We start from the raw sequence: 22366 nt of genomic DNA, 5'->3' as shown, positions 1-22366 counted from the left end.
TTTAGAGAACCTAGCCTGTTTGCATTTTTTGCTGTTCTATGTCAGTAACTTTTTTACTTGGCTTTTCTAAAAACCTTTGCATCTTATCTTCATCAAAACCGATTTGAAGTTGTTTTTCATCCAACATAAGTGGAACTTTCAATAGAGTAGCATTTTCTTCTAACAGCTCCATAAAATCTTCTAACTTCAAGTCATTGAAATTAAGGTTCAAACGTGTGTAAGCCCGTGTTTCTGTTGCGATAATCTCTTCAACTCCATGTTCAGTTAAAGAAACAATTCGGAGAATTTCCTCAGTCGAAACCAGTTCTTTGAGAAGATCAACTTCGACAAACTTGACTTTATGGGCATAGAGCCAGCTCTCTACTGCTTTCGTCTCCTGATTAGAGGAGATGGTATAAATCTTAAGCATGCCGACCTCCTTTCTATCACGTCCAGGTTCTCTTTCTTATTTTTATTATCTTATTTTATGAGATTGAAAACAAATGAAACGGTTTTCAGAAAAAATAAAAAAGCCGAGCATCAATATCTCGAACTTTTTTATTTTATGAACTACGGTTTTATTTAACTTCTTCAAAGTCACCATCAACAGTATTGTCATCTTTAGGACCTTCTTCTGATCCAGCTTCTTGTCCTTCTGCTGCTGCTTGTTCAGCGCTGGCTTGTTCGTAAAGTTTTACTGCGAGATTTTGCGCAATTTCGCTAAGTGCTTCTGATTTAGCTTTGATATCGGCAATATCTTCACCTTCAAGAGCTTTCTTCAACTCTTCTTTAGCATCTTCTGCTTTTTTAACTTCTGCTTCGTCAACTTTACCTTCAAGTTCTTTGATTGTTTTTTCAGTTTGGAAAACAAGAGCATCCGCTTCGTTACGTGTGTCTACTTCTTCTTTACGTTTTGCGTCAGCATCAGCATTTGCTTCAGCATCTTTCATCATTTTATCGATTTCTTCGTCAGAAAGACCTGAGTTAGATTTGATAACGATTGTTTGTTCTTTTTGCGTACCCAAATCTTTTGCTTTAACAGATACGATACCGTTTTTGTCGATGTCGAATGTGACTTCGATTTGTGGCACACCACGTGGTGCGGCAGGGATATCTGTCAATTGGAAGCGACCCAATGATTTGTTATCTGCTGCCATTGGACGTTCACCTTGAAGGACGTGGATATCTACTGCTGGTTGGTTATCTGCTGCAGTTGAGAAGACTTGTGATTTAGATGTTGGAATTGTTGTATTACGTTCGATAAGTTTTGTAAATACAGAACCCATTGTTTCAATACCAAGTGAAAGTGGAGTTACGTCAAGAAGGACAACGTCTTTAACGTCACCAGTGATGACACCACCTTGGATTGCTGCACCCATAGCAACAACTTCGTCTGGGTTAACAGATTTGTTTGGTGTTTTACCTGTTTCTTTTTGAACAAGATCAACAACTGCTGGGATACGAGTTGAACCACCAACAAGAAGAACTTCATCGATATCAGAAGTTGAAAGACCAGCATCAGAAAGGGCTTGACGTACAGGTTCGCGTGTTGCTTCAACCAATGAAGCAGTCAATTCGTCAAATTTAGCACGTGTAAGTGTCATTTCCAAGTGAAGTGGGCCAGCAGCGCCAGCTGTGATGAACGGCAATGAAATTTGAGTAGAAGTTACACCTGAAAGGTCTTTTTTCGCTTTTTCAGCTGCATCTTTCAAACGTTGAAGGGCCATTTTATCTTGTGAAAGGTCAATGCCGTTTTCTTTCTTGAATTCTGCGACCATGTAATCAATGATAGCTTGGTCAAAGTCATCACCACCAAGTTTGTTGTTACCTGCTGTTGACAATACATCGAAGACACCATCACCTAGTTCAAGGATTGAAACGTCAAATGTACCACCACCAAGGTCAAAGACAAGAATTTTTTCATCTTTGTCTTGTTTGTCCATACCGTAAGCAAGAGCTGCTGCTGTTGGTTCGTTAACGATACGTTCTACTTCAAGACCAGCGATTTTACCAGCATCTTTTGTTGCTTGACGTTGTGCATCGTTGAAGTATGCTGGGACTGTAATAACTGCTTTTTCAACTTTTTCGCCCAAGTATGCTTCAGCTGTTGCTTTCAAGTTTTGAAGAATCATTGCTGAAATTTCTTGAGGTGTGTACTCTTTACCACCGGCAGAAACTTTTTCACTTGTACCCATTTTAGATTTGATTGAGATGATTGTATCTGGGTTTGTTACGGCTTGGCGTTTTGCAGCATCACCAACTTGAATTTCACCATTTTTAAAAGCGACAACAGATGGTGTTGTACGATTTCCTTCTGGATTTGGAATAATTTTTGCTTCAGTTCCTTCGAGAACTGCTACTGCTGAGTTTGTTGTACCAAGGTCAATACCAATAATTTTAGACATATGCTTTACCTCTTTTTTTATTTTATTGTTTTTATCTATTCTTATAGTTTAAGGACATTTCGGTCACTTCTTGTTTCTTATTGTGCAACAACGACCATTGCTGGACGAAGGATACGATCATGGATTTGGTAGCCTTTTTGGAAGACTTGAACGACATGATCTGCAGGATGCTCATCATCAGCTGGGACAGTTTGCACAGCCATATGGAAGTTTGGATCAAAGGCTCCGTCTACTTTGACTTCTGTAACGCCTTCTTCTTTAAGTGCGTTGATCAAGCTTTCTCGCGTCATTTCTAAACCTTTTTTGACATCTTCTGTTAATCCTTCAACAGCAAGTGCACGCTCCAAGTTATCTAAGCTTGGCAAAATCTTTTTCGCCAAATCTTGTGAGCGATATTTCAAGATACTAGAACGTTCTTCGTTGGCACGGCGTTGAATATTTTGGATTTCTGCGCTAATACGGAGAAATTTATTTTCCCATTCTTCAGCCTTTGCTACAGCTGCATCAAGCTCAGAAACTTCTTCTTCGACGATATCTTCAAGTGCTTCTTCAGTAAGCTCTTCGACAACTTCTTCTTCCTGATCTTTTTTCTTTAATTCTTCTTTATTTTCTTCAGCCATATTGTTTCCTTTTCTTTTAAATAATTTCATATATTAACTTATCTCATAATGGTTACCATCAAGGTAACGATAATAGTCCATGAGTTTCATACTTAAGACTTTCGCAAGTAAGTCCAGTGTACTCAAGGTTTTCTGATAATCTTGTTCTACAGGACCAATGACTGTCAGCGTTCCTAAACCACGATATGGAATAACAAACTTTTGACTGATCAACGTTAGGTTAGCAAAATAAGACATATTGTCAATGACAACCGAACGCATCTCATCTGTACTTGTTAATTCTCGTATTTCTTGAGCCATACGTGTATCATCGCTTAAAATTTTATAAAGCTCAGAAAGATTGTCTGTGGCAAAATCAAAGACATATTCACGTCCGCTACTTGTCAAATGTTCTGTGAACAAATCTGCAAAGACGGATTCAAAGAGCTCCAAGACATCACCAGTTGTTTTAAAGTAACGCTGTACTATCTGTGGGATATCCGTCCTCAACGCATAATGCACATCAAGAACTTTCTTACCCACTAAACGTTCTTTAATCAACCGTGTAAAGACTTGCAAGTCATGTTCACTCATACTTTTGGGGAGTACAAACTGATTTGTCCGAAGTTCGCCTGTCGCTAAGGTCATCACTGTCAACATCGAGTGATTATCTAAAGTGACAAGTTCAAAGGACTGTAAGACTTGCTCTTTCTGAGGAACATTAAGTACGAAAGAAGTTAAGCCGGTCAATCTTGAGAGAACTTCACTTGCTCTTTCAAATAAATCCGATAAGCGATAAAACTCACCATCAAAGGATTTCATAATTTGAAAAAGATCATTTTGTGTAAATTCTTCCAAGCGCAATACATTTTCTACAAAGTATTTGTAACCTGAAATACTAGGAACACGCCCACTTGATGTATGTTCTTTTTGAATGAGTCCAAGATTTTCCAAGGCTTTCATATCATTTCTGATTGTCGCACTTGATGCTTTAATCTGTTCCAATAAAGCTTTAGAACCAACGGGCGTGTGCTCTTTAGCGTAAAGTGAGACAATCAAATCCAAAATCTGTTGTTGCCGTTCTGTAATCATCTTTGTCTCCTTTCTTCGCTTTTAGCACTCACCACCCTCAAGTGCTAACAATATTATTATAACCCTTATCTCCTATCTTGTCAAGCAAAAAAACCAAAAATTAGCACTCTTTTTTATAGAGTGCTAATTTTTGTTTTTTTTAAATAAATCCTACTTCTTTAGCAATGAAACGGATGCTAAAGAGACTAACAAGCATGACAGCTAGTGGAAATAATAGCGCTAGATTTTGCTGATGCATGAGATATTGATAGCCCCAATCAACAATTACCAGCACAGCCGCTATCTCTAAAATCCATAATCCCACATTGAAAAAGCGGAGTATGAGTAAGATGAGAAGGAAAACCAAGAGTATTTCTATTATATTTTGCCATTGGGCTACTGGAGCCAGAGTTTTATTGATAAATCCCGTTATTGTGCGGCTTGTATTTTGAAAAACCGTCGTAAAGGTATTGGGTGATGCTAAAAGCCGTTGTGCAATAATCATTAAAGTATAGAGAAATAAGGCAATATTAGCATATAAAATCAAGTAGGCTTTATTCAACATTGTTGTGTGACTCCTTTTAACGCCCTTTATTTTACTGGGGCAATAACTTCAAATATTCTTCAAGTGTAAGGTTGTGTTTTGTCATATATTTGGCATTATCCACACCTACATAACGAAAATGCCAATCCTCATAATCCACACCAGTGGATGCTTTTCCGCCTTCCGGGAAACGTAGTACAAAACCGTACTCAGGTGCAATTTTCTTCACTTGTGCGACTACATCTTCAGGGCTTTGGTTCAAAGCATCTACTGTCGACATATCAACAGCTAAGCCTGTTTGGTGCTCTGAGCTACCTGCAGGCTGTGAATAAGTCTTAACATTAGTTTCAGCTTGCTCACGAGATATAGGTTGCCCTGTGTTATTGACTGATCCTGCAGCACCAACCATTTCATTTTCCACATAAGTATTGAAGAGTTGTTCTTGATAAGCCACTGAGCGATATGCCGAAATCAAGTGTTCTGAGGGATCAATAGCTTGCGCTGCTGCTAAAAATTTAACAAGAGCATCTGCGATACGTTGATCAACCTGCACAGTGCCAACAGTTGTAAGCTCTGGGGAGAGTTCCTCTTTTGGATTTCCCCTGTTTACCAGAACAAGATTCCAGTCAGAACGATGAGCTTCCGGTAAATCAGTTGCCTTACTTTCAGCTGGCGAACTTGAAGGTGAAGTTTGTCTTGGCTCAGCCGTTTTTTTCGTGACTTGTGTCTTGAGTTTACTTACAGCAAATACACATAGTCCAATGAAGACCAAGAGAATAATGAAACTTCCAATTACTCTACTTTTTTTGAGTTTTCTTTTTTTAGTTCTTCTTTGCATTTTTTATGATTTCTGCTCCAAGTTTGCGATACTCCATTGATCCGATATCTCCTACTTCAAATTTTCCATTTTCAAAAGTCAGATGTGTCACGGAACCATTATCCAAATTATGCGGACGTTCTTTATCTGGACGAAGCATTTTGATATAGCTTGCAATCGTCATCCCATGACTAACTATGACGATATTTTTCGCTCCCGCTGCTTCTGCTTCAGTTGCCATATCAGAAAAGCCATTCATAATACGTCCAGAGAGTTCTTCCCAAGTTTCCGCCCATCCTGCAGTATCGACTTCATAAATAGCACGCGCTAGTTCTTCATCTGAAGGGAACTTCCCTGTCTCTTGCATACCTTTTTCAGCAAAGATAATAGGAAGAACCCCATCAAAGAGTTCGCCATCATATCCCCCATCAAAAGAACCAAAACACCATTCACGAATACGCTTGTCCATCTTATAAGGAATATCTTTATTCTCGGAGTATTCCAAGATAAAGCCCATCGTTTGTATTGTTCTGCCAGAGTCAGAAGAATAAGCTCGATCAAACTTCAACCCTTTAGCTTTGAAGCCTAGCCCTAGTTCCATAGCACCACGTTCACCTTCAGCAGTGAGCGGTGTGTCCGACCAACCTTGGGCTCTACCGATTGTATTAAACATTGTTTTTCCGTGTCTTACTAAATAAACCTCAACCATGAACTCACCTTATCTTCTATTATATATCTTTAATTATACTTTATTTCAAAGCAATTGAACAGAGAAAAAAACCTCTTCTTATATAAGAGATTTTCTATCTATAGGCTATTTTTAGCTAAATTTTTTGATTTTTTCTTGAATCTCACGTGCTGAGTCTTTCAATTTATCCGCTTCTTCTTTGCTGATGCTTTCGATAAATCCAGGATAAGCTTGTGCACCATCGCGTCCAACAAGTGCTGGCGTTGACAAATACGCATCAAGTTCAGCATCGTAATGCGAGCAGACCACAACTGCTTTGGCATCAGATAAAATGAGATTCATTAGACTCACTGAAGCTGCAGCAATAGCAAAGTTCGTATAGCCCTTTCCTTCATATACGACAAAACCGCCATGGCGTGCTGAATCTTCGATTTTTTCAAGGTCAAAATTGTTTGTCACTGCTGTTTTTTCAAATGGTACGCCACCAATATTTACTGTTGACCACGCTGCAAATTGTGAATCACCATGTTCACCAAGCATATAGCCGCTCACACTTCTCGCATCTACACCTGCTTCTTCAGCAATATAACGGTGCAAACGAGCCGAATCTAAATATGTTCCTGTTCCAAAAACTTGGTTTTTGGGAAGGTTAAGAGCTTGTGAATAAAGCTGTGCAATCACGTCATTAGGGTTGGTTACGATTAAGAAAACACCATTAAAGCCTGAAGCATTAATTTCATCTGCCACTGCTTTGACCATGGGTGTATTAATTTTCAACTCTTGGAAACGATCTTGGGCATCAAGAGCTTTGATATGGCCCAAAGCAGAAATAACGACTTCTGCATCAGAAAGGTCTGGATAATCGCCTACAGTAATCTTTGTATGACTATTGAGTAGGCTAGCTGCATCAAGCATGTCAAAAGCTTCCGCTTTAGATTTTGCAGTATTTTTATCAATAAGGACTAATTCATCAACATAGCCTGCTTGAACAATCATTTGAGCAATCATTGCTCCGACATTCCCTAACCCAATTATACCTACTTTACGCATCTGAATCTCCTTTAAATTTTAGAGGATTTCTCCTCATTGTTTATTTCATTGTATCAAAAAAAATCCCTTTTTTCAGAGATTTTTTCTTTTATTTACCAAAGATTTGTTTTAGCCAACTGGCTTTCTTGAGGATTCCGAGAAGGAGTACAGAGGTCCCTATTCCTGTAACTACTCCTCCTGTCCCAGCTGCATGCACAGCTATGGCATGTTTACGCGTTACAGCATCCTTATCCGCATCATCAAGTGAATTGATAGAGGTATGTTGTGACATCAGTGGGATATTTGCTTCCCCCCAGGTATAAAGAAGTTCTCCTTTGGTAGAAACTTGAGTAGTTGTATTCTTATTTTCTATTTCTTGTGGCTTTATAGTTTCTGCTGGGGTAACTTCTGTTGTATCCTTTTTATCTTGATTATGTGCTTCCAGATTTTTAAGAGGTTGATCTCTTTCTGTATCCGACTCCGGGTTCTGTACCTCTACTTTTTCTGGTGTTGTGAGTGAAATTGAAGGTAAACTATTATCCGTCTGCTCTGGTACAATTGGAGGTGCTGTAGGTGTAATCGGCACAGGTTCGCCTACAGGTACCAAAGGAAGAGTATTATCCGGAATTATGGGGACTGTTGGTGTGATAGGAACAGGTTCACCTATGGTTACTGGCGGAAGTGTAATATCTGGTGTTTCTGGAACGATCGGAGGCATTGTCGGCGTAATAGGCTGAGGGTTTTCAGGTGTTGTCGATCCACCGCCTGTATTTGCTTCCTCGGTTAACGAATTATTGGCACTTTTGTCCTGCAGTTCTTCGGCTTGGACACGTGAAACTGATGCAGAATAAGCTTGGCTCGGGTTCAGAATGATTGTTTGCCCTAATACTATGGTGGTTGCTAAAATTATACAATATCTTTTCTTTCTCATTCGCTTTTTGCCTCCTTTCTCATTATTTCTACTATACACCTTGTTTGAACGTATGCTGGGTTGCTATCGCTTCTTGCGCTCGACGGATACTTGGCTCAGCCATTAAACTTTGCTCAACACGAGAATTTTTTATTTCTAGCTCTAATAGTTCAACTGCTTCATGCAAAGTTTGAACATCTTCTACACTTAAGACCTCAATAATATAGTTCAAGCTCTTGACATTCAGATACTTTTCAGGGAGTTCAGTACTTATTAATGTCTCAGATCCCAACAATTCCTCTAGACTATCAATCAGACATTGACTTTTTTGATTGTATTTAGGAAAAAGTTGCTTAACAAGAGCTTTTCGCCCAATGGGAAGTGTATTACTTCCAAATATCTTTTTGAAAATATCATTTAGAAAAATTCCCAGAGCCCATAAGGCAAAGCTCAACATAAACGTGATTAAGAAGGTTTCTAAAGCGGAACGATCCAGTTGCCCATGACCATGTATAAAAGAAAAATCGTTTATAATATAAAAAGCTAAGATAAGGACAGGAAAGCTGAACGCAAGTAAAGCCGAGCGGTAATTAATTTTGTACTGAATTTCTTGACGAAATTCGATCTTTATAACTTCAAGTTGATGGAGTTTGTCTTCTATTGTTTCGACTATTTCCATCAGTTCTTGGCAATGATCCAATGCCACACTTTCCTCCTTTCCCATAATTCCCTCTCTCTTCTCAATTCTACATTTCTAAATTGTTCCAAAAATCCATCATCCGTAACTATTTATTCATCAAACAGTAAAAAAGACTTATTATTTACATTTTAACATTTTAATTTGCTGTTTTTTTTACATTTATATTAAATAACAAAAAAACATCCTAAGGATGTTTTTTATTCTTTTATTAATTGTGTTTCGATACATTCAATCGGTTAATCGCGCGATGAAGTGCAACTTCGGCACGTTTAGCTTCATCAGTCTTATGTGCCGCTTTAGCTTCTTCAAGCTCTTTTTCAGCACGAAGTTTTGCACGTTCGGCACGTGGAACATCGATATCACGATTACGCTCAGCAGAGTCTGCGATCACTGTAATCATACTATCCTTCACTTCAATAATACCGCCATTAACAGCAATATAATCAACGTGCTTCACATCATCAGGACGGCGCACCTTAAGTTCACTGATTTGTAAACCAGCGATTGTGGAAATCATGTTGGGTAAAATCCCCATATCTCCACCAATCGTATGCGCAAGAATGTAGGTTGCATGGTGATCATAAACGACACCCGCAGGAGTGATGACTTGAATAGCCATGACATTTTCACTCATTTCAGCAACCTCCTATCTTAATAACCCATTTTTTTAGCTTTTTCAAGAACGTCTTCGATTGGACCTACACCACGGAAAGCATCTTCTGGGATTGAATCGTATTTACCGTCAAGAATCGCTTTGAAATCTTCAACAGTTTTTTCAATTGGTACATATGATCCTGGTACACCAGTAAATGTTTCGGCAACGTTAAAGTTTTGTGAGAGGAAGAATTGGATACGACGTGCACGGTTAACCAATACTTTTTCATCATCAGACAATTCATCCATACCAAGAATAGCAATGATATCTTGTAATTCTTTATAACGTTGGAGCACACGTTGTACTTCCATAGCTACTGCATAGTGTTCTTCACCAACAATTTCAGGTGTAAGCGCACGTGATGAAGAAGCCAATGGATCAACGGCTGGGTAGATACCCATTTGTGTCAAACGACGTTCCAAGTTTGTTGTTGCATCCAAGTGAGCGAAGGCTGTTGCTGGCGCAGGGTCAGTATAGTCATCGGCTGGGACATAAATCGCTTGGATAGAAGTTACAGAACCTTGTTTTGTTGAAGTGATACGTTCTTGAAGTTGACCCATTTCGGTTGCAAGCGTAGGTTGGTAACCAACGGCTGATGGCATACGTCCTAAGAGGGCAGATACTTCTGAACCGGCTTGGGTGAAACGGAAGATATTATCAATGAAAAGTAAAACGTCTTGTTTTTCTACATCACGGAAATATTCAGCAATTGTCAAACCAGTAAGAGCAACACGCATACGTGCTCCAGGTGGCTCATTCATTTGACCGAAGACCATGGCTGTTTTTTCAATAACGCCTGATTCTTTCATTTCCCAGTAAAGGTCATTTCCTTCACGAGTACGTTCCCCAACACCAGTAAATACGGAAATACCACCGTGTTCTTGGGCAATGTTGTGAATCAATTCTTGGATAAGAACGGTTTTACCAACTCCGGCACCCCCGAACAAGCCAATCTTACCACCTTTAAGGTATGGGGCAAGTAAGTCAATAACTTTAATCCCTGTAACAAGAATTTCATTTGCTGTTGAAAGTTCATCAAAAGATGGCGCTTTTTTATGGATAGGACTGCGTTCTGCATTTTCAGCAAACGCTTCGCCACCATCGATAGCATCTCCAAGTACATTGAAGACACGTCCAAGTGTTTCTTGACCGACAGGTACGCTGATTGCTTTACCTGTATCGAGAACTTCAAGTCCACGTGTTAAGCCATCAGTTGATTCCATAGCGATGGTACGTACGGCACCATCACCAAGTTCCAACGCCACTTCAAGGACGATTTTAGTTTTAACGCCGTCTACATCTTTATAAACGATGAGTGCGTTATTAATCTCAGGAAGAGTCGCGCCTGACGCAAATTCAACGTCGACAACGGGACCAATGACCTGAGTAATTTTACCAGAACTCAATATTTTTCCTCCTAGTTTATTTTTCTGTCTTTAATTCTTTAAGAAAGGTTACCACATGCTTAAAGCGCTGAGGCTCCTGCAACAATTTCCGTAATTTCTTGTGTAATTGCTGCTTGACGCGCGCGGTTATATTGTATTGTCAGATCGTTAATCACTGTTTTAGCATTATCTGTAGCTGTACGCATTGCGGACATACCAGCAGCATGTTCAGCTGTTTTAGCATCAACAATCGCACCATAGATCATGCTTTCAGCATATTGAGGTAAAAGTTGATTTAAAATAGCTTCGCGGCTTGGTTCCAGTTCGAAACTCACCAATGATACTGGTGCTTCATCTTCTGGTTCCTCTGATTCATCAAATGTAATCGGAAGCATTTTTTGCATGCGTGCTTCACTTGTCAATGAATTGATATGGTGATTGTAGCAAACATAGAGTTGATCAAACTCTTCATTTTGATAGCGAGATACAGCTTGACGTACAATTTCACGAACTTCTTCAAAACTTGGTTGGTCAGTCAAACCACGTAATTCGTAAGATAATTCTACGTTACGAGAGCGGAAAAAATCTGCTCCTGTCCCACCTAAAGCAAGAATACAATATTCTTCTGGTCCCTGGTGTTTTTCACGTAATTTATTCATGACTGACTTCAAGATATTAGAGTTGTAACCTCCTACAAGGCCACGATCCGAAGTGATAACTAAATATCCTGTTTTCTTAACGGGACGTTTAGTCATCATCGGATTTTTAGAAGGGCCACGATCTGCAGCAACCAAGTCGGTTGTCACTTGACGCACCTTATCTGCATAAACCTGATAAGTTTTCGCAATCTTTTCTGATTTTTGCAATTTCGCTGCAGATACCATTTGCATGGCACCAGTGATATGACTTGTTTTTTCGGTTGAAGCAATTTTTGATTTAATTTCGCTAAGTGAAGCGCCCATAATGAACCTCCTTATTTAACGTAATTTGTAGTTTTCTTGAAGGCTTTGATTGCATCGTCAAGTTTTGCTTCATCTGGCAAATCTTTAGTATCTGTGATGACTTGTAAAAGTTCAGCATAGTTGACATCGAAGAAATCAAACATTTTTTCTTCAAAATCGAGAATATCTTCTACGGGAACATCATCAAGATGGCCATGTGTCAATGCATAAAGAATAAGAACTTGTTTTTCAACAGCCAATGGTTTGTGTAACGGCTGTTTCAAGACTTCAACTGTACGACGACCACGGTTCAATTTAGCTTGTGTTGCTTCATCAAGGTCAGAACCGAATTGTGTAAATGCTTCAAGTTCACGGAATGATGCCAAGTCCAAACGGAGTGTTCCGGCAACTTTTTTCATTGCCTTGATTTGAGCGGCACCACCAACACGTGATACAGAAGATCCGGCATCGATGGCTGGACGAATACCTGAATAGAAAAGGTCGTTTTCGAGGAAGATTTGTCCATCTGTGATTGAGATAACGTTTGTAGCGATGTAGGCAGAGATATCTCCGGCTTGTGTCTCAATGAAAGGCAAGGCTGTCATTGAACCACCACCTAAGTCATCGCTCAATTGTGCCGCACGTTCCAAAAGACGTGAGTGGAGGTAGAATACATCCCCTGGGTAAGCTTCACGACCTGGTGGACGACGGAGCAAGAGTGAAAGTTCACGGTAAGCCACGGCTTGTTTAGATAAATCATCATAAACAACCAGAACGTGTTTACCATTGTACATGAATTCCTCACCCATAGCTGCACCCGCATAAGGTGCAATATAAAGTAATGGTGAAGGTTGTGATGCTGAAGCTGTTACAACGATTGTATAATCCATTGCTCCAAGTTTACGGAGTGCTTCAACTTGTGTACGAACTGTCGATTCTTTTTGACCAATGGCAACGTAAATACAGATAATGTCTTTACCTTTTTGGTTAAGAATTGCATCGATAGCTACAGATGTTTTACCTGTTTGACGGTCACCGATGATCAACTCACGTTGACCACGACCGATTGGTACAAGTGCATCAATAGCTTTAAGTCCAGTTTGGAGTGGTTCTGAAACAGATTTACGTTGCATAACACCTGAAGCTGGAGCCTCAACAGGACGTGTTTTACCTGTATTGATATCGCCTAAGCCATCAACGGGTTGTCCAAGTGCATTTACAACACGGCCGATGAGTTCTTCACCGACTTGAATTTCCATGATTTTACCTGTACGTTTTACTGTATCTCCTTCGCGGATGCTAAGGAAATCACCAAGTACGATAATACCAACGTCTGTACTGTCTAAGTTTTGCGCCATACCATATACGCCGTTGTCAAACTCGACAAGCTCACCGCTCATCGCATTTTCAAGGCCGTAAGCACGGGCGATACCGTCACCAACATAAGTGACGACACCAGTTTCAGCAACTTCAAAATCTGGTGTAAAATTTTCAATTTGTTGTTTAATCAGTGAGCTGATTTCATTCGCTTTGATTGCCAAATGTATTTTGCTCCTTTCTGAGTTTTCATGTTAAATGGCTGAGAATTTTTTCTCAAAGGAGATTCTTAGAGAATCTCTTTGGCAATTTTTGCCAATTGTGATTTGACAGAAGCATCAATGATTTTTCCACGTGAATTTACAATAAATCCACCGACAATCTTTTCATCTACTGTGTTCACGATTGTTACTTCGTTCAAATCAAATTTCGATTTAGCGAGAGCAACAAATTTTTCGATTTGTGTTTCGGTTAATTTCACGCTTGAAATGACCTCTACATCAGCAATTCTAAACATATCATCTGCTGTATTTTTAATTTCAGCAAGAATTTCTGCTAAATCAGCTAATCGTCCGTTTGCACGAACAGTAGCAAGGAAATTTTTCATCAGTGGTGATGAATTTTCTTTGATACTGTCAATAACTTCTGATTTTGCTGCTGTAGAATATACTTCCGTTCCGAAGAAAGAAGCAAGATCATCTTCTTTAAAAAGTTGTGTCAGTTCGTTAACCTCAGAAAGAATAACTTCTAATTGAGATTGTTCCTCTGCAACTTCAAGCAAGGCTTTACTGTATTTTTGAGAATTGACTGTTGTCATTTTCAACCAACCCCCTATTCGCCAAGCTTAGCAATATAGCTGTCAATAAGTTCTGATTGTGCTTGTGAATCCAAAGATTGACCGATGAGTTTTTCAGCAATTTGTACTGAAATATCAGCAACATCCCCTTTAACTGAACTGAGCGCTTCTTTGCGTTCTTGTTCAATATCTTCTTGGGCACGTTTTTTCACATTCGCAGCTTCTTCATTGGCTGTTGCCAAGATATTTGCACGATTTTGTTTAGCTGTATCATTGGCAGTTTGGATAATGTTGGCAGCTTCTTCTTTAGAACCTGCAAGTTCATTTTCACGTTGCGCTAATAATGTTTCTGCTTCTTTTTTTGACAGTTCTGCAGTTGTAATATCGTTGTTGATTTTATTTGCACGTTCTTCAAAGATACCTGTAATAGCACCCCACGCAAATTTACGAACCAAGATCAGCAAGATGATGAATGCACCGCTGACAACGATAATATTACCAAGAACTGTATTCGGAGCAGTTTCTAATAATGTAGTAAGCATTTCTACTCCTTTCCTAGTGTTCTGCTAAAATTTTGTGGCTAATGTAAAGATTTGTCAAAAGAACAAATACATAAGCCTGAAGAGATGAAATAAAGATTGAGAATGCTATCCAAGCCATTGCTAAAATCCATGTCACAGGAAGAATAAACCAACCAGAATCGATCATTCCAGCAATAATCCCTAGAAGAACTTCTCCGGCAAAGATATTACCGTAAAGACGAAGTCCCATAGAAAGGGCATTTGTAAACTCTTCCATGATAGTCATCGGAAGCATTGCTTTAGGTTCTTTCCAAAAGGCATTTTTAATATAGCCTTTAAAGCCAAACTGTTTCACACCAAGGGTATTGGCGAGTACAATGACTAAGACTGCTAAAGTCAAGTCAACTGTTGAGTTTGCTGTTGGAGAGCGCCATAAGCTGATGTCACCCGGTGCAGTGATTTTAGTAACTAGCCCAATAATATTCGAAATCAAAAGGAAAGAAAAGAGTGTAAAACTCATGAGGGCATACTTTGGTGACTCTTTAGCACCTAGATTTTCACGTCCGATGCCGTTAATAAAGTCAACTACCCACTCAAGGACGTTTTGCTTACCTGTAGGCTTCAGTTGCATATTGCGACTTGCCCAATAAATCAGACCAAAGACAATTAAAACGGTCAAAGCTGTCATATATAGAATGACACCGTCAAAAGTTACTGGTCCAACATTAAAAGTCCATGTTGATTCCATAGCTAGTCTTCCTTTCTAAATAATTGTTGAGTATAAAAGTTAAATCAACGATTTTTAGAACAAGAAAGCCATAGCTAAGGCGATGAAGAATGTACCTTCGGCAAAGGCAACACCAAGGAACATACTTCCGCGGAGTTTGCCTTCCATTTCTGGTTGGCGTGCAACAGCATTAATAAATGCTGAAACAATAAGTCCATCACCGATAGCGGCACCAAGTGCACTAATACCAATAGCTACTGCTTTAAGAGCTTCAATTGAGATTGTTGTCATTTAATGACCTCTTTCTATGTGCGATTTTTCGCAAATTTTTATTACTATGAAATTATAGTCCTATTCAATCCGTTTGTCAAAACTTAACCTAAGATTATCAAACATTTTTCTATAAATCGTTCGGCCTTTTTTGAGCAAACGTTTTCTTTAGGATTTATTTAAGTTTCAAGGTTTTATATTTTTATTTTAAGCTGTTTAACTTAGACGTTCTTCTTCCTTATAATCAATAGGAAGCCATTTTAAAACGGTCTCGATTTGTTTGGTCCAATAGTACCATTCATGTGTACCCGGCGATTTTTCATAACGAAGGTCAAAGCCTTTTTCCTCAAGAAGTTGAGCCGCTCTATTATTTCCAGAGATAAGATAATCTTGTTCCCCACACCAACTGTAAAGCTTGGGCTTTTCACCTTCATGATGTTCTGCAAGATAGAGAATGCTGTTTTCACTATCATTAAAGTGATCAAGGTCACCAAAAATTCCGGTCCAATAAGCTTCATTCTCAGCACTTTGTTCTTTTAGGTCAGTCATATCTAACGCTCCTGATAAACTTGCTGCATAACTGAAGTTTTTCGTAGCCAAAGCCAGCTTGAATGCGCCATAACCTCCCATCGACAAACCTGCGATAAAATTCTTTTCTCTCTTGCTGCTCAAGTTAGGAAAGAAATTATGTACCACTTGTGGCAATTCCTTTGCAATTGCATCAAAATATCTCATACCATAATTAGTATTAGTATAGAAGCCCAAATCAGTTGAAGGCATGACAATGGCAAGTTGAGAATGACGAATCAAACGATCAATCCCCGTTCTTATAAGCCATGAATCTTCATTTCCAGACATCCCATGCAATAGATAAAGCACTGGAATATCTTTTCCATCTTTTACACCTGTTTTACTAGCTTCTGGATAAATCACATTAAACTTACGATTCATCCCCAGTACTTCGGAGTAATATTCAATATTTATAATAGCCATTTTTCCTCCCATCCCGTTTACTTTTATGATTCAAGTAAACGTTTCCTACTATTATAACATAAGAATTATTACATATCGCCTTATTCTCATTGCTATTCAATCAAAAAGCAACGCTGTTTTGTCATATAGTATGTAACATTTTTTGTACCCAAACTTACTTTACTGTTTGAATTTGCCAAGTGCCTTTTTTATAAAGGAAACGGATTGCTCCTTGCTGGTCTGTCCGATAAATTTTTATTCCTCGTGCAGTTAATTGGTGAAGCGTTTCTTGACTCGGATGTTTATATCGATTATTCTTTCCAGCAGAAATAAGAGCAACCTTAGGCTTAATCGCTTCTAAAAAACCTTCCTTTGTAGAAGTCTTACTGCCATGATGTCCAACTTTTAGGATATCAACCTCTAAATGTGGATATTCTTTCTGGAGTTTAACCTCTCCCTCTTCTTCTAAGTCACCTGTAAAAAGAAATTTCTTCCCATAAAATTCACCAAACGTTACTAAAGAATTATCATTATCGCTTTTTCCTTCACCTCCTGTCGTTAGAAACCGGAGATAACTGTTAAATATGGGGAGCTTGTCTCCCTCTTGCACAATGTGAATCTGACTTTTTAAGCTGCTTAGTTTTTTAACAAAATTTTTCTTCTCTAATGCACTAGCTGAGACATAAATATTTTTTATTGGTACTTTCTGAGCTACACTCTCCAAGTCACCAATATGATCCTCATCTGGATGTGTCACAATCAGAACATCTACTTTGCTCACTCCACTCGCTCTCAGATAAGGTAGAAGTGTACTTTCAGCATTGCTCTTATAAATTCCCTCCTTCCACTGCTCATCAGCTCTTATTTTTAATCTACCGCCAGTATCAATTAAGATATTTTGACTGTTCCACCTGTCTTGCAAGAGAATACTGTCTCCTTGGCCCACATCTACCATTGTAATGCTTGGGTGTTTAGGATTCTTAACAAGGAAAAAAAGAAAGAAAAGAACAATTATTACAACTAAGTTCCAGTTTCTTTTTCTGTAAAAATCGAGTGCAAGTCCACTTAGCATAAAAAGCAAAAGTAAAAAAATAAGATTTGGTTTGCCAAATACAATCGGTTTATCAAATAAACTGCCAACCAGTCTTACTATTGATTCTAAAATAATAAAAAAAGGATTAAGTAATGTAAGATCAATGCCGACTAAAGAAAGGAGAAAGACAAAAAGTAAACCTGGCAAAAGTAAAAAATCAAAAATCAGACTAAATAATAAAGTCAATATAATCGATAATGGTTGGAAAGAATGGAAGTGAAAAATCAAAAGCGGAAGTACCCCAACAGCTAGAACAGTAGAATCAAGTAATGCTCTTTTTAATCCTTTTAGTTCATTGAATTTTTGTGAAAAAAATGTGATTAAGAAAGAATAGAGCATCGTCAGTTGTCCTCCTGTTGTCAGTAGGAAATATGGACTGAATATCATTAAAAGAAGAAAAGTGATAGAAAATCTATCGCTTGAATTTTTAATAGGTATATTTTTTTGAAGAAGCGCACGTAAGATTGAGAGAGATAAGCCAGTAAGAAAAGCATAAAATATCGAAAAGGGAATTTGGATAAAATAGACCAACTTTCTTGATAAACCTAGCCTTAATAAAATATTTCGAAGAAGTTCAATAAAAAAATTCACCTGCATCCCTGACAGGGCAAATAAATGGATAATACCGAGGCTAGTATAAAGCTCCCCCATTTCTTCAAAGTCTTTATCCAACCAACCAAAAAGAAGCCCTGTCATATAGGACGACATGGGAGAAGGAAAATGTTCTTGTGTCCAAAGAATGGCTTTTCGGCGTACCAGCCGTAAATCAAAGTCATGTTTTTCTTCAAATCCTTCAATTTTTTCTATTTTAAGAAGTCGGTAAATACCTTGCGTTCTTAAATACTTTCTGTAATCAAAACTTGAAAAGTTTCTTTGCTCTTCTGGGATATCTAAAGTGCCTTCAATGTAAAAAATCCCCTTTATCCTAAGATTTTTAAAGTATTCTTTTTCTTTTTCCGAAGTCAATGTGTAAAAAGCTTGAAAATCTCTTCCGTTCACTTCTCCCCTGAAACTGAGCCTATTTCCATTCACTTGAAGAGTATCCATATAAGGGGTAATCTTCGAAATTTTTTCTGGTTGTTGTATTTCTTGTACTTCTGTCTCTTTTTTTACCATGAGTAAGAAGAAACTAAAGCACAGTAAAAGAGCTAACAAACTATAGTATTGACGATAAAAAGCGATGAAGAGACTAAACAAACTAAGAATAAGTAAAGGCCATGAAAAACTGAAAATAAGAAAATAAACAAAAACTAAGAGATAGACTAAATAGATAAGCGTAAATTTTTGTTTCATCTAACTGCCAGAGCCTTTCTTAGTCTACAGTGATTGCTTCTTTTAACTTTTCTAATGTTTTAGGACCAAAGCCACTTACCTTGGTCAATTCTTCCACTGACTCAAAAGAACTATTTTCAGAACGGTAATCCAGAATATCTTGCGCTTTTTTTTGCTCCTACACCACTAAGCTGCTGCAATTCAGTTAAATCAGCTGTATTAATATTAATTTTAGTTTTTTCAGTTGTTTTACTGGTATTATCTTTGGTTTCTAACAAGTGATTTGTATCTGTTTCTCCTCTCACTGGAACATAGACCTCTGCTTCATCTTGTAATTTTTTTGCCAGATTTATTCCCTTCCTTTCTGCTTCTTCTGTAAAGCCCCCAGCACTTGCTACTGCATCAGATACACGCTTTTTGGAGGATAACTTGTAGATGCCTGGCTTTTTGACAGCACCTTTGACATCAACGACGATTTCATTCTCATCTTCGTCTTTTTCTATTTTTTTCTTTCCTGTAGCTTCTTTTTCCTTGCTCAGCTCCGCCCATTCGGAATGCTTTTCTTCTTGCTTTGGGATATCTAAAACTTTTTTATTCCAATAAAAAGCCCCTAAAATAGTTACTGCCAAAACAATTCCAACAACGATTTTCCAATTTTCTTTTACATATTCTGATATTTTTTTCATAGTTCTAAATACGAAAAAACATGCAGTTTTTCACTACATGTTTTTATAAAAATTTTTTTAAATTCCAAAACTCACGATAATCAGACCTACAACTACTAAAACAGCAAGAAAACCAGCATTTACTAAGGCAAAGTATTTTACAAATCCTGCCGTTTCACCACGTGCTTGAACGCGAATGATTTTATAGGCAATCAACGTTGCCATTGAAGCTACCATCGTCCCTATACCACCAATATCTGCTCCGATAACGACAGAAACGGCATGAGGAGTAAAAGGTGATATAAGAATTGGTGCTGCGATATTAGAGATACTCTGGCTCATAAAGACTGTGCCTAAGAAGGACATCTGTGGGCCAACAAAGGTATTGCTAATAAAGTCCGTAAGTACTTGAATATTTGCGATATTTCCTACAATCAAGAAGAAGAAAACAAAGGTAAGAAGTAAATGGTAATCAACACCCTTAAAAAGTTCGGGACGATAGAAAAGAACAATTACAGCAACAATAGCTACAGCAAGATAAAAGTTAACATAACCAAATACAGCTGCGGCCATTAAAATCATTAAAGCAATAAAGATTGAGGTTTCTAATCGATTGAACTTGTTTACTTTTGTTTCAATGACTAAGGGTTCGTTGTCAATAAATTGACAAGCCAAGTTCAAGAGCAGAAAGCCTGCGAGCCATAGTAAGCCTGTTCCTTTAAAAAATTCTAAATTTGTCAATGACTGCCCCAAATGATGTGCTGGGTTTTGATAAAAAGAATATAAATAAAGATTGTGAGGATTACCTTGCGGTAAAAGACTTGAGCCTGTATGACAAGCAGGTACAATCATCGCGGCTCCAATGTAAACAGACTTACGATTTTTTATTTCTCGAGTAATCGTCAAGTAGAGCGGTAAAATCGTCAATATGGTAAGATCATTAGTAAAAAATACGGCAAAAAAGAAGGCCAGCATTGTGGTGAATCGTACAAGCTGACGCGTTGTTTTACTTCTTTTAACCAATGTTTGGCCCATATAGGACAAAATACCAGTAGATCGAAAACCAGCAATAACTAACATTAAACCAAAAACTGTTACAATGACTTTGTTATCAAAAAATTCAGTCTGTATTCCACCCATACTCACTGAAATAACGGCGATAATAAACGATACAAGAAAGACCTTATCAACAATAAAAAACTGGGTCAACTTTTTGAAAGCATTGTCTGGCTTTCTTGTGATTTGCTGTTCCATGTTTTCTCCTTAAAAAACTGATTAATTGCACTCCTACAATTATACAACTTTTTTCCATGAAATTACGAAAAAGATTATAAAAAAACGGATTTTTTTTTAGAAGAAAAAATACAGCAAGGATTATCGGTTCTAAAAAAGTTGCTTTAAATAAATAAAAAGTACTGTTTACAGTACTTTTGTCGTCCAAGATTCACAATTCCAAGTCTCAGTTGCAACATCTTGGTAGAATTCTGGTTCATGTGAAATTAAAAGAATTGTTCCCTTATATTCTTGTAAGGCACGTTTGAGTTCATCCTTGGCATCCACATCCAAATGATTGGTTGGCTCATCAAGGACAAGAACGTTACTTTCAGCATTAATTAATTTACACAAGCGAACTTTAGCTTTTTCACCACCACTTAAAACCGCAACTTTACTTTCAATATGTTTTTTTGTTAAGCCACAACGTGCCAACGCAGCCCGAACTTCCGCTTGGTTCATTGCCGGAAAAGTATCCCAAATCTCTTCTAAACATGTTTTCCCATTATCACTTTTCACTTCTTGTTCAAAATAACCAATTTCTAATTTTTCACCACGTTGAACTTCTCCGTCAATGGCTTGTATTTCTCCCAAAATGCTACGCAAGAGAGTTGTTTTACCAATCCCGTTTGCCCCTGTAAAAACTATCTTCTGGCCGCGTTCAGCCCGTAAGTTGAGTGGGCGTGACAAAGGCTCTGTATATCCAATAACTAAATCTTTAGTCTCAAAAATAAGTTTACTTGAAGTTGCACCTTTTTTGAAATCAAATTGGGGTTTTGGTCGCTCTGCACTTAATTCAATCATGTCCATTTTATCTAGTTTTTTCTGACGGGACATTGCCATATTTCTTGTCGCTACACGTGCTTTATTTCGTGCAACAAAATCCTTAAGATCTGCAATTTCTGATTGCTGGCGTTTATATGCTGCCAATTCTTGTTTTTTCTTCATTTCATAGACAGACTGGAAGGCTTCGTAATTGCCAACATAACGATCTAAGGAACCATTTTCCATATGGTAAATGATGTTAATAACAGAACTTAAGAAAGGAATGTCATGCGAGATCAAGATAAAGGCATTTTCGTAATCTAAGAGATACTGCTTAAGCCATGCAATATGCTCTTCATCCAAATAGTTTGTTGGCTCATCCAACATCAGGATTTCGGGTTTCGTCAGCAAGAGTTTTGCCAAAAGAACCTTGGTACGTTGGCCACCAGACAGATCTTCAACATCTCGCTCAAAGCCGATTTCATGAAGACCAAGTCCGCGTCCGATTTCCTCCACTTTAGAGTTAATTTGATAAAAGTCACTTTGCTCTAGAATGTCTTGTAGTTCGCCGACTTCTTCCAAAAGTTGATCCATTTCTTCTGGGGTCACATCTCCCATTTTCAAATACAGATCATTAATTTCCGCTTCAATATCAAAAAGATACTGAAAGGCACTTGAAAGAACGTCACGGATTGTTTGCCCTTTTTGTAAGACTGCATGTTGATCTAAGTAACCAACGCGAACTTTTTTTGACCATTCTACTTTACCTTCATCGGGTTGTAAAGCTCCTGTGATGATATTCATAAAGGTTGATTTACCTTCACCATTCGCACCGACCAGCCCGACATGTTCGCCTTTAAGAAGACGGAAAGACACATTTTCAAAAATCACGCGCTCACCAAAGCCATGCGATAAATTTTTTACATTGATAATACTCATATTACAGCTCTTTCTTTTTTACATACTGTCTAAT

At 38.1% G+C, this 22366-nt stretch carries 22 protein-coding genes and 1 pseudogene; all 23 read right to left on the bottom strand.

The features are described 5' to 3' along the window. Positions 1-10: 10 nt before the first annotated feature. Complete coding sequence (locus J0J36_RS02150; RefSeq protein WP_019292082.1) at positions 11-409, bottom strand: Spx/MgsR family RNA polymerase-binding regulatory protein; 399 nt, start codon at positions 407-409, stop codon at positions 11-13. A gap of 148 nt (positions 410-557) precedes the next feature. Next, complete coding sequence (gene dnaK / locus J0J36_RS02145; RefSeq protein ID WP_004259123.1) at positions 558-2384, bottom strand: molecular chaperone DnaK; 1827 nt, start codon at positions 2382-2384, stop codon at positions 558-560. A gap of 77 nt (positions 2385-2461) precedes the next feature. Continuing rightward, positions 2462-3034, bottom strand: coding sequence for a nucleotide exchange factor GrpE (gene grpE / locus J0J36_RS02140; RefSeq protein ID WP_255566827.1), 573 nt, complete (start codon positions 3032-3034; stop codon positions 2462-2464). A gap of 3 nt (positions 3035-3037) precedes the next feature. Beyond that, positions 3038-4075, bottom strand: a complete 1038-nt coding sequence (gene hrcA / locus J0J36_RS02135; RefSeq protein WP_017368864.1) for a heat-inducible transcriptional repressor HrcA — start codon at positions 4073-4075, stop codon at positions 3038-3040. A 139-nt stretch (positions 4076-4214) separates the two neighbouring features. Further along, complete coding sequence (locus J0J36_RS02130; RefSeq protein ID WP_019293617.1) at positions 4215-4619, bottom strand: hypothetical protein; 405 nt, start codon at positions 4617-4619, stop codon at positions 4215-4217. Positions 4620-4650: 31 nt separating this feature from the next. Next, positions 4651-5436: a M15 family metallopeptidase gene (locus J0J36_RS02125; RefSeq protein WP_153924553.1), complete on the bottom strand. Its 786-nt coding sequence runs from the start codon at positions 5434-5436 to the stop codon at positions 4651-4653. Beyond that, positions 5420-6124 carry a histidine phosphatase family protein gene (locus tag J0J36_RS02120; RefSeq protein ID WP_019292087.1) on the bottom strand — a complete coding sequence of 235 codons (705 nt, stop codon included), beginning with the start codon at positions 6122-6124 and terminating at the stop codon, positions 5420-5422. Before J0J36_RS02120 ends, J0J36_RS02125 begins: the two co-directional genes overlap by 17 nt. A gap of 111 nt (positions 6125-6235) precedes the next feature. After that, positions 6236-7153: an NAD(P)-binding domain-containing protein gene (locus J0J36_RS02115; RefSeq protein WP_019335710.1), complete on the bottom strand. Its 918-nt coding sequence runs from the start codon at positions 7151-7153 to the stop codon at positions 6236-6238. Between the two features lie 88 nt (positions 7154-7241). Then, positions 7242-8063 (bottom strand): hypothetical protein, encoded by an 822-nt coding sequence (locus J0J36_RS02110; protein WP_153924550.1) that lies wholly within the window; start codon positions 8061-8063, stop codon positions 7242-7244. 31 nt (positions 8064-8094) lie between these two features. Beyond that, positions 8095-8766, bottom strand: coding sequence for a hypothetical protein (locus J0J36_RS02105; RefSeq protein ID WP_019292090.1), 672 nt, complete (start codon positions 8764-8766; stop codon positions 8095-8097). A 184-nt stretch (positions 8767-8950) separates the two neighbouring features. Then, positions 8951-9376, bottom strand: coding sequence for a F0F1 ATP synthase subunit epsilon (locus J0J36_RS02100; RefSeq protein WP_019292091.1), 426 nt, complete (start codon positions 9374-9376; stop codon positions 8951-8953). 17 nt (positions 9377-9393) lie between these two features. Beyond that, the gene (gene atpD, locus J0J36_RS02095; protein ID WP_004259151.1) at positions 9394-10803 is read right to left on the bottom strand and encodes a F0F1 ATP synthase subunit beta; all 1410 of its coding nucleotides are present in this window, start codon (positions 10801-10803) and stop codon (positions 9394-9396) included. A gap of 59 nt (positions 10804-10862) precedes the next feature. Next, positions 10863-11744: a F0F1 ATP synthase subunit gamma gene (locus tag J0J36_RS02090; RefSeq protein WP_019292092.1), complete on the bottom strand. Its 882-nt coding sequence runs from the start codon at positions 11742-11744 to the stop codon at positions 10863-10865. 11 nt (positions 11745-11755) lie between these two features. Further along, positions 11756-13264: a F0F1 ATP synthase subunit alpha gene (atpA, locus tag J0J36_RS02085; RefSeq protein WP_004259170.1), complete on the bottom strand. Its 1509-nt coding sequence runs from the start codon at positions 13262-13264 to the stop codon at positions 11756-11758. Positions 13265-13329: 65 nt separating this feature from the next. Continuing rightward, positions 13330-13857, bottom strand: a complete 528-nt coding sequence (locus J0J36_RS02080) for a F0F1 ATP synthase subunit delta (RefSeq protein ID WP_153924545.1) — start codon at positions 13855-13857, stop codon at positions 13330-13332. 14 nt (positions 13858-13871) lie between these two features. Then, positions 13872-14378 carry a F0F1 ATP synthase subunit B gene (gene atpF, locus J0J36_RS02075; protein ID WP_004259173.1) on the bottom strand — a complete coding sequence of 169 codons (507 nt, stop codon included), beginning with the start codon at positions 14376-14378 and terminating at the stop codon, positions 13872-13874. Between the two features lie 13 nt (positions 14379-14391). Then, positions 14392-15105 (bottom strand): F0F1 ATP synthase subunit A, encoded by a 714-nt coding sequence (gene atpB, locus J0J36_RS02070; protein WP_004259176.1) that lies wholly within the window; start codon positions 15103-15105, stop codon positions 14392-14394. Between the two features lie 54 nt (positions 15106-15159). Then, positions 15160-15375, bottom strand: a complete 216-nt coding sequence (locus tag J0J36_RS02065; protein ID WP_003135074.1) for a F0F1 ATP synthase subunit C — start codon at positions 15373-15375, stop codon at positions 15160-15162. Positions 15376-15570: 195 nt separating this feature from the next. Beyond that, positions 15571-16347 (bottom strand): alpha/beta hydrolase family protein, encoded by a 777-nt coding sequence (locus J0J36_RS02060; RefSeq protein WP_029343492.1) that lies wholly within the window; start codon positions 16345-16347, stop codon positions 15571-15573. 154 nt (positions 16348-16501) lie between these two features. Then, positions 16502-18712 (bottom strand): DNA internalization-related competence protein ComEC/Rec2, encoded by a 2211-nt coding sequence (locus J0J36_RS02055; RefSeq protein WP_153924542.1) that lies wholly within the window; start codon positions 18710-18712, stop codon positions 16502-16504. A gap of 19 nt (positions 18713-18731) precedes the next feature. Further along, positions 18732-19377, bottom strand: a pseudogene (locus tag J0J36_RS02050) (helix-hairpin-helix domain-containing protein). 57 nt (positions 19378-19434) lie between these two features. After that, positions 19435-20610, bottom strand: a complete 1176-nt coding sequence (locus J0J36_RS02045; protein ID WP_153924539.1) for an SLC13 family permease — start codon at positions 20608-20610, stop codon at positions 19435-19437. 165 nt (positions 20611-20775) lie between these two features. Continuing rightward, on the bottom strand, positions 20776-22332 hold the full coding sequence (locus J0J36_RS02040; protein ID WP_206886741.1) for an ABC-F family ATP-binding cassette domain-containing protein: 1557 nt from the start codon (positions 22330-22332) through the stop codon (positions 20776-20778). Between the last annotated feature and the right edge of the window lie 34 nt (positions 22333-22366).

Origin of the sequence: Lactococcus sp. LG1074, assembly GCF_017309525.1 — a bacterium.
Lineage (GTDB): Bacteria > Bacillota > Bacilli > Lactobacillales > Streptococcaceae > Lactococcus > Lactococcus petauri.
Note: the sequence above shows the minus strand (reverse complement) of the source record. Positions and strands in the feature narration are given on the sequence as shown.

Bases quoted from the DNA above. Each gene is read 5' to 3' on its own strand.
- J0J36_RS02105 (WP_019292090.1), bottom strand. From the start codon at position 8,766: ATGGGAAAGGAGGAAAGTGTGGCATTGGATCATTGCCAAGAACTGATG.
- J0J36_RS02080 (WP_153924545.1), bottom strand. From the start codon at position 13,857: ATGACAACAGTCAATTCTCAAAAATACAGTAAAGCCTTGCTTGAAGTT.
- J0J36_RS02090 (WP_019292092.1), bottom strand. From the start codon at position 11,744: ATGGGCGCTTCACTTAGCGAAATTAAATCAAAAATTGCTTCAACCGAA.
- J0J36_RS02060 (WP_029343492.1), bottom strand. From the start codon at position 16,347: ATGGCTATTATAAATATTGAATATTACTCCGAAGTACTGGGGATGAAT.
- J0J36_RS02040 (WP_206886741.1), bottom strand. From the start codon at position 22,332: ATGAGTATTATCAATGTAAAAAATTTATCGCATGGCTTTGGTGAGCGC.
- J0J36_RS02130 (WP_019293617.1), bottom strand. From the start codon at position 4,619: ATGTTGAATAAAGCCTACTTGATTTTATATGCTAATATTGCCTTATTT.
- J0J36_RS02120 (WP_019292087.1), bottom strand. From the start codon at position 6,124: ATGGTTGAGGTTTATTTAGTAAGACACGGAAAAACAATGTTTAATACA.
- atpB (WP_004259176.1), bottom strand. From the start codon at position 15,105: ATGGAATCAACATGGACTTTTAATGTTGGACCAGTAACTTTTGACGGT.
- J0J36_RS02150 (WP_019292082.1), bottom strand. From the start codon at position 409: ATGCTTAAGATTTATACCATCTCCTCTAATCAGGAGACGAAAGCAGTA.
- J0J36_RS02125 (WP_153924553.1), bottom strand. From the start codon at position 5,436: ATGCAAAGAAGAACTAAAAAAAGAAAACTCAAAAAAAGTAGAGTAATT.
- J0J36_RS02100 (WP_019292091.1), bottom strand. From the start codon at position 9,376: ATGAGTGAAAATGTCATGGCTATTCAAGTCATCACTCCTGCGGGTGTC.
- J0J36_RS02065 (WP_003135074.1), bottom strand. From the start codon at position 15,375: ATGACAACAATCTCAATTGAAGCTCTTAAAGCAGTAGCTATTGGTATT.
- grpE (WP_255566827.1), bottom strand. From the start codon at position 3,034: ATGAAATTATTTAAAAGAAAAGGAAACAATATGGCTGAAGAAAATAAA.
- J0J36_RS02115 (WP_019335710.1), bottom strand. From the start codon at position 7,153: ATGCGTAAAGTAGGTATAATTGGGTTAGGGAATGTCGGAGCAATGATT.
- hrcA (WP_017368864.1), bottom strand. From the start codon at position 4,075: ATGATTACAGAACGGCAACAACAGATTTTGGATTTGATTGTCTCACTT.
- J0J36_RS02055 (WP_153924542.1), bottom strand. From the start codon at position 18,712: ATGAAACAAAAATTTACGCTTATCTATTTAGTCTATCTCTTAGTTTTT.
- J0J36_RS02045 (WP_153924539.1), bottom strand. From the start codon at position 20,610: ATGGAACAGCAAATCACAAGAAAGCCAGACAATGCTTTCAAAAAGTTG.
- dnaK (WP_004259123.1), bottom strand. From the start codon at position 2,384: ATGTCTAAAATTATTGGTATTGACCTTGGTACAACAAACTCAGCAGTA.
- atpF (WP_004259173.1), bottom strand. From the start codon at position 14,378: ATGCTTACTACATTATTAGAAACTGCTCCGAATACAGTTCTTGGTAAT.
- J0J36_RS02110 (WP_153924550.1), bottom strand. From the start codon at position 8,063: ATGAGAAAGAAAAGATATTGTATAATTTTAGCAACCACCATAGTATTA.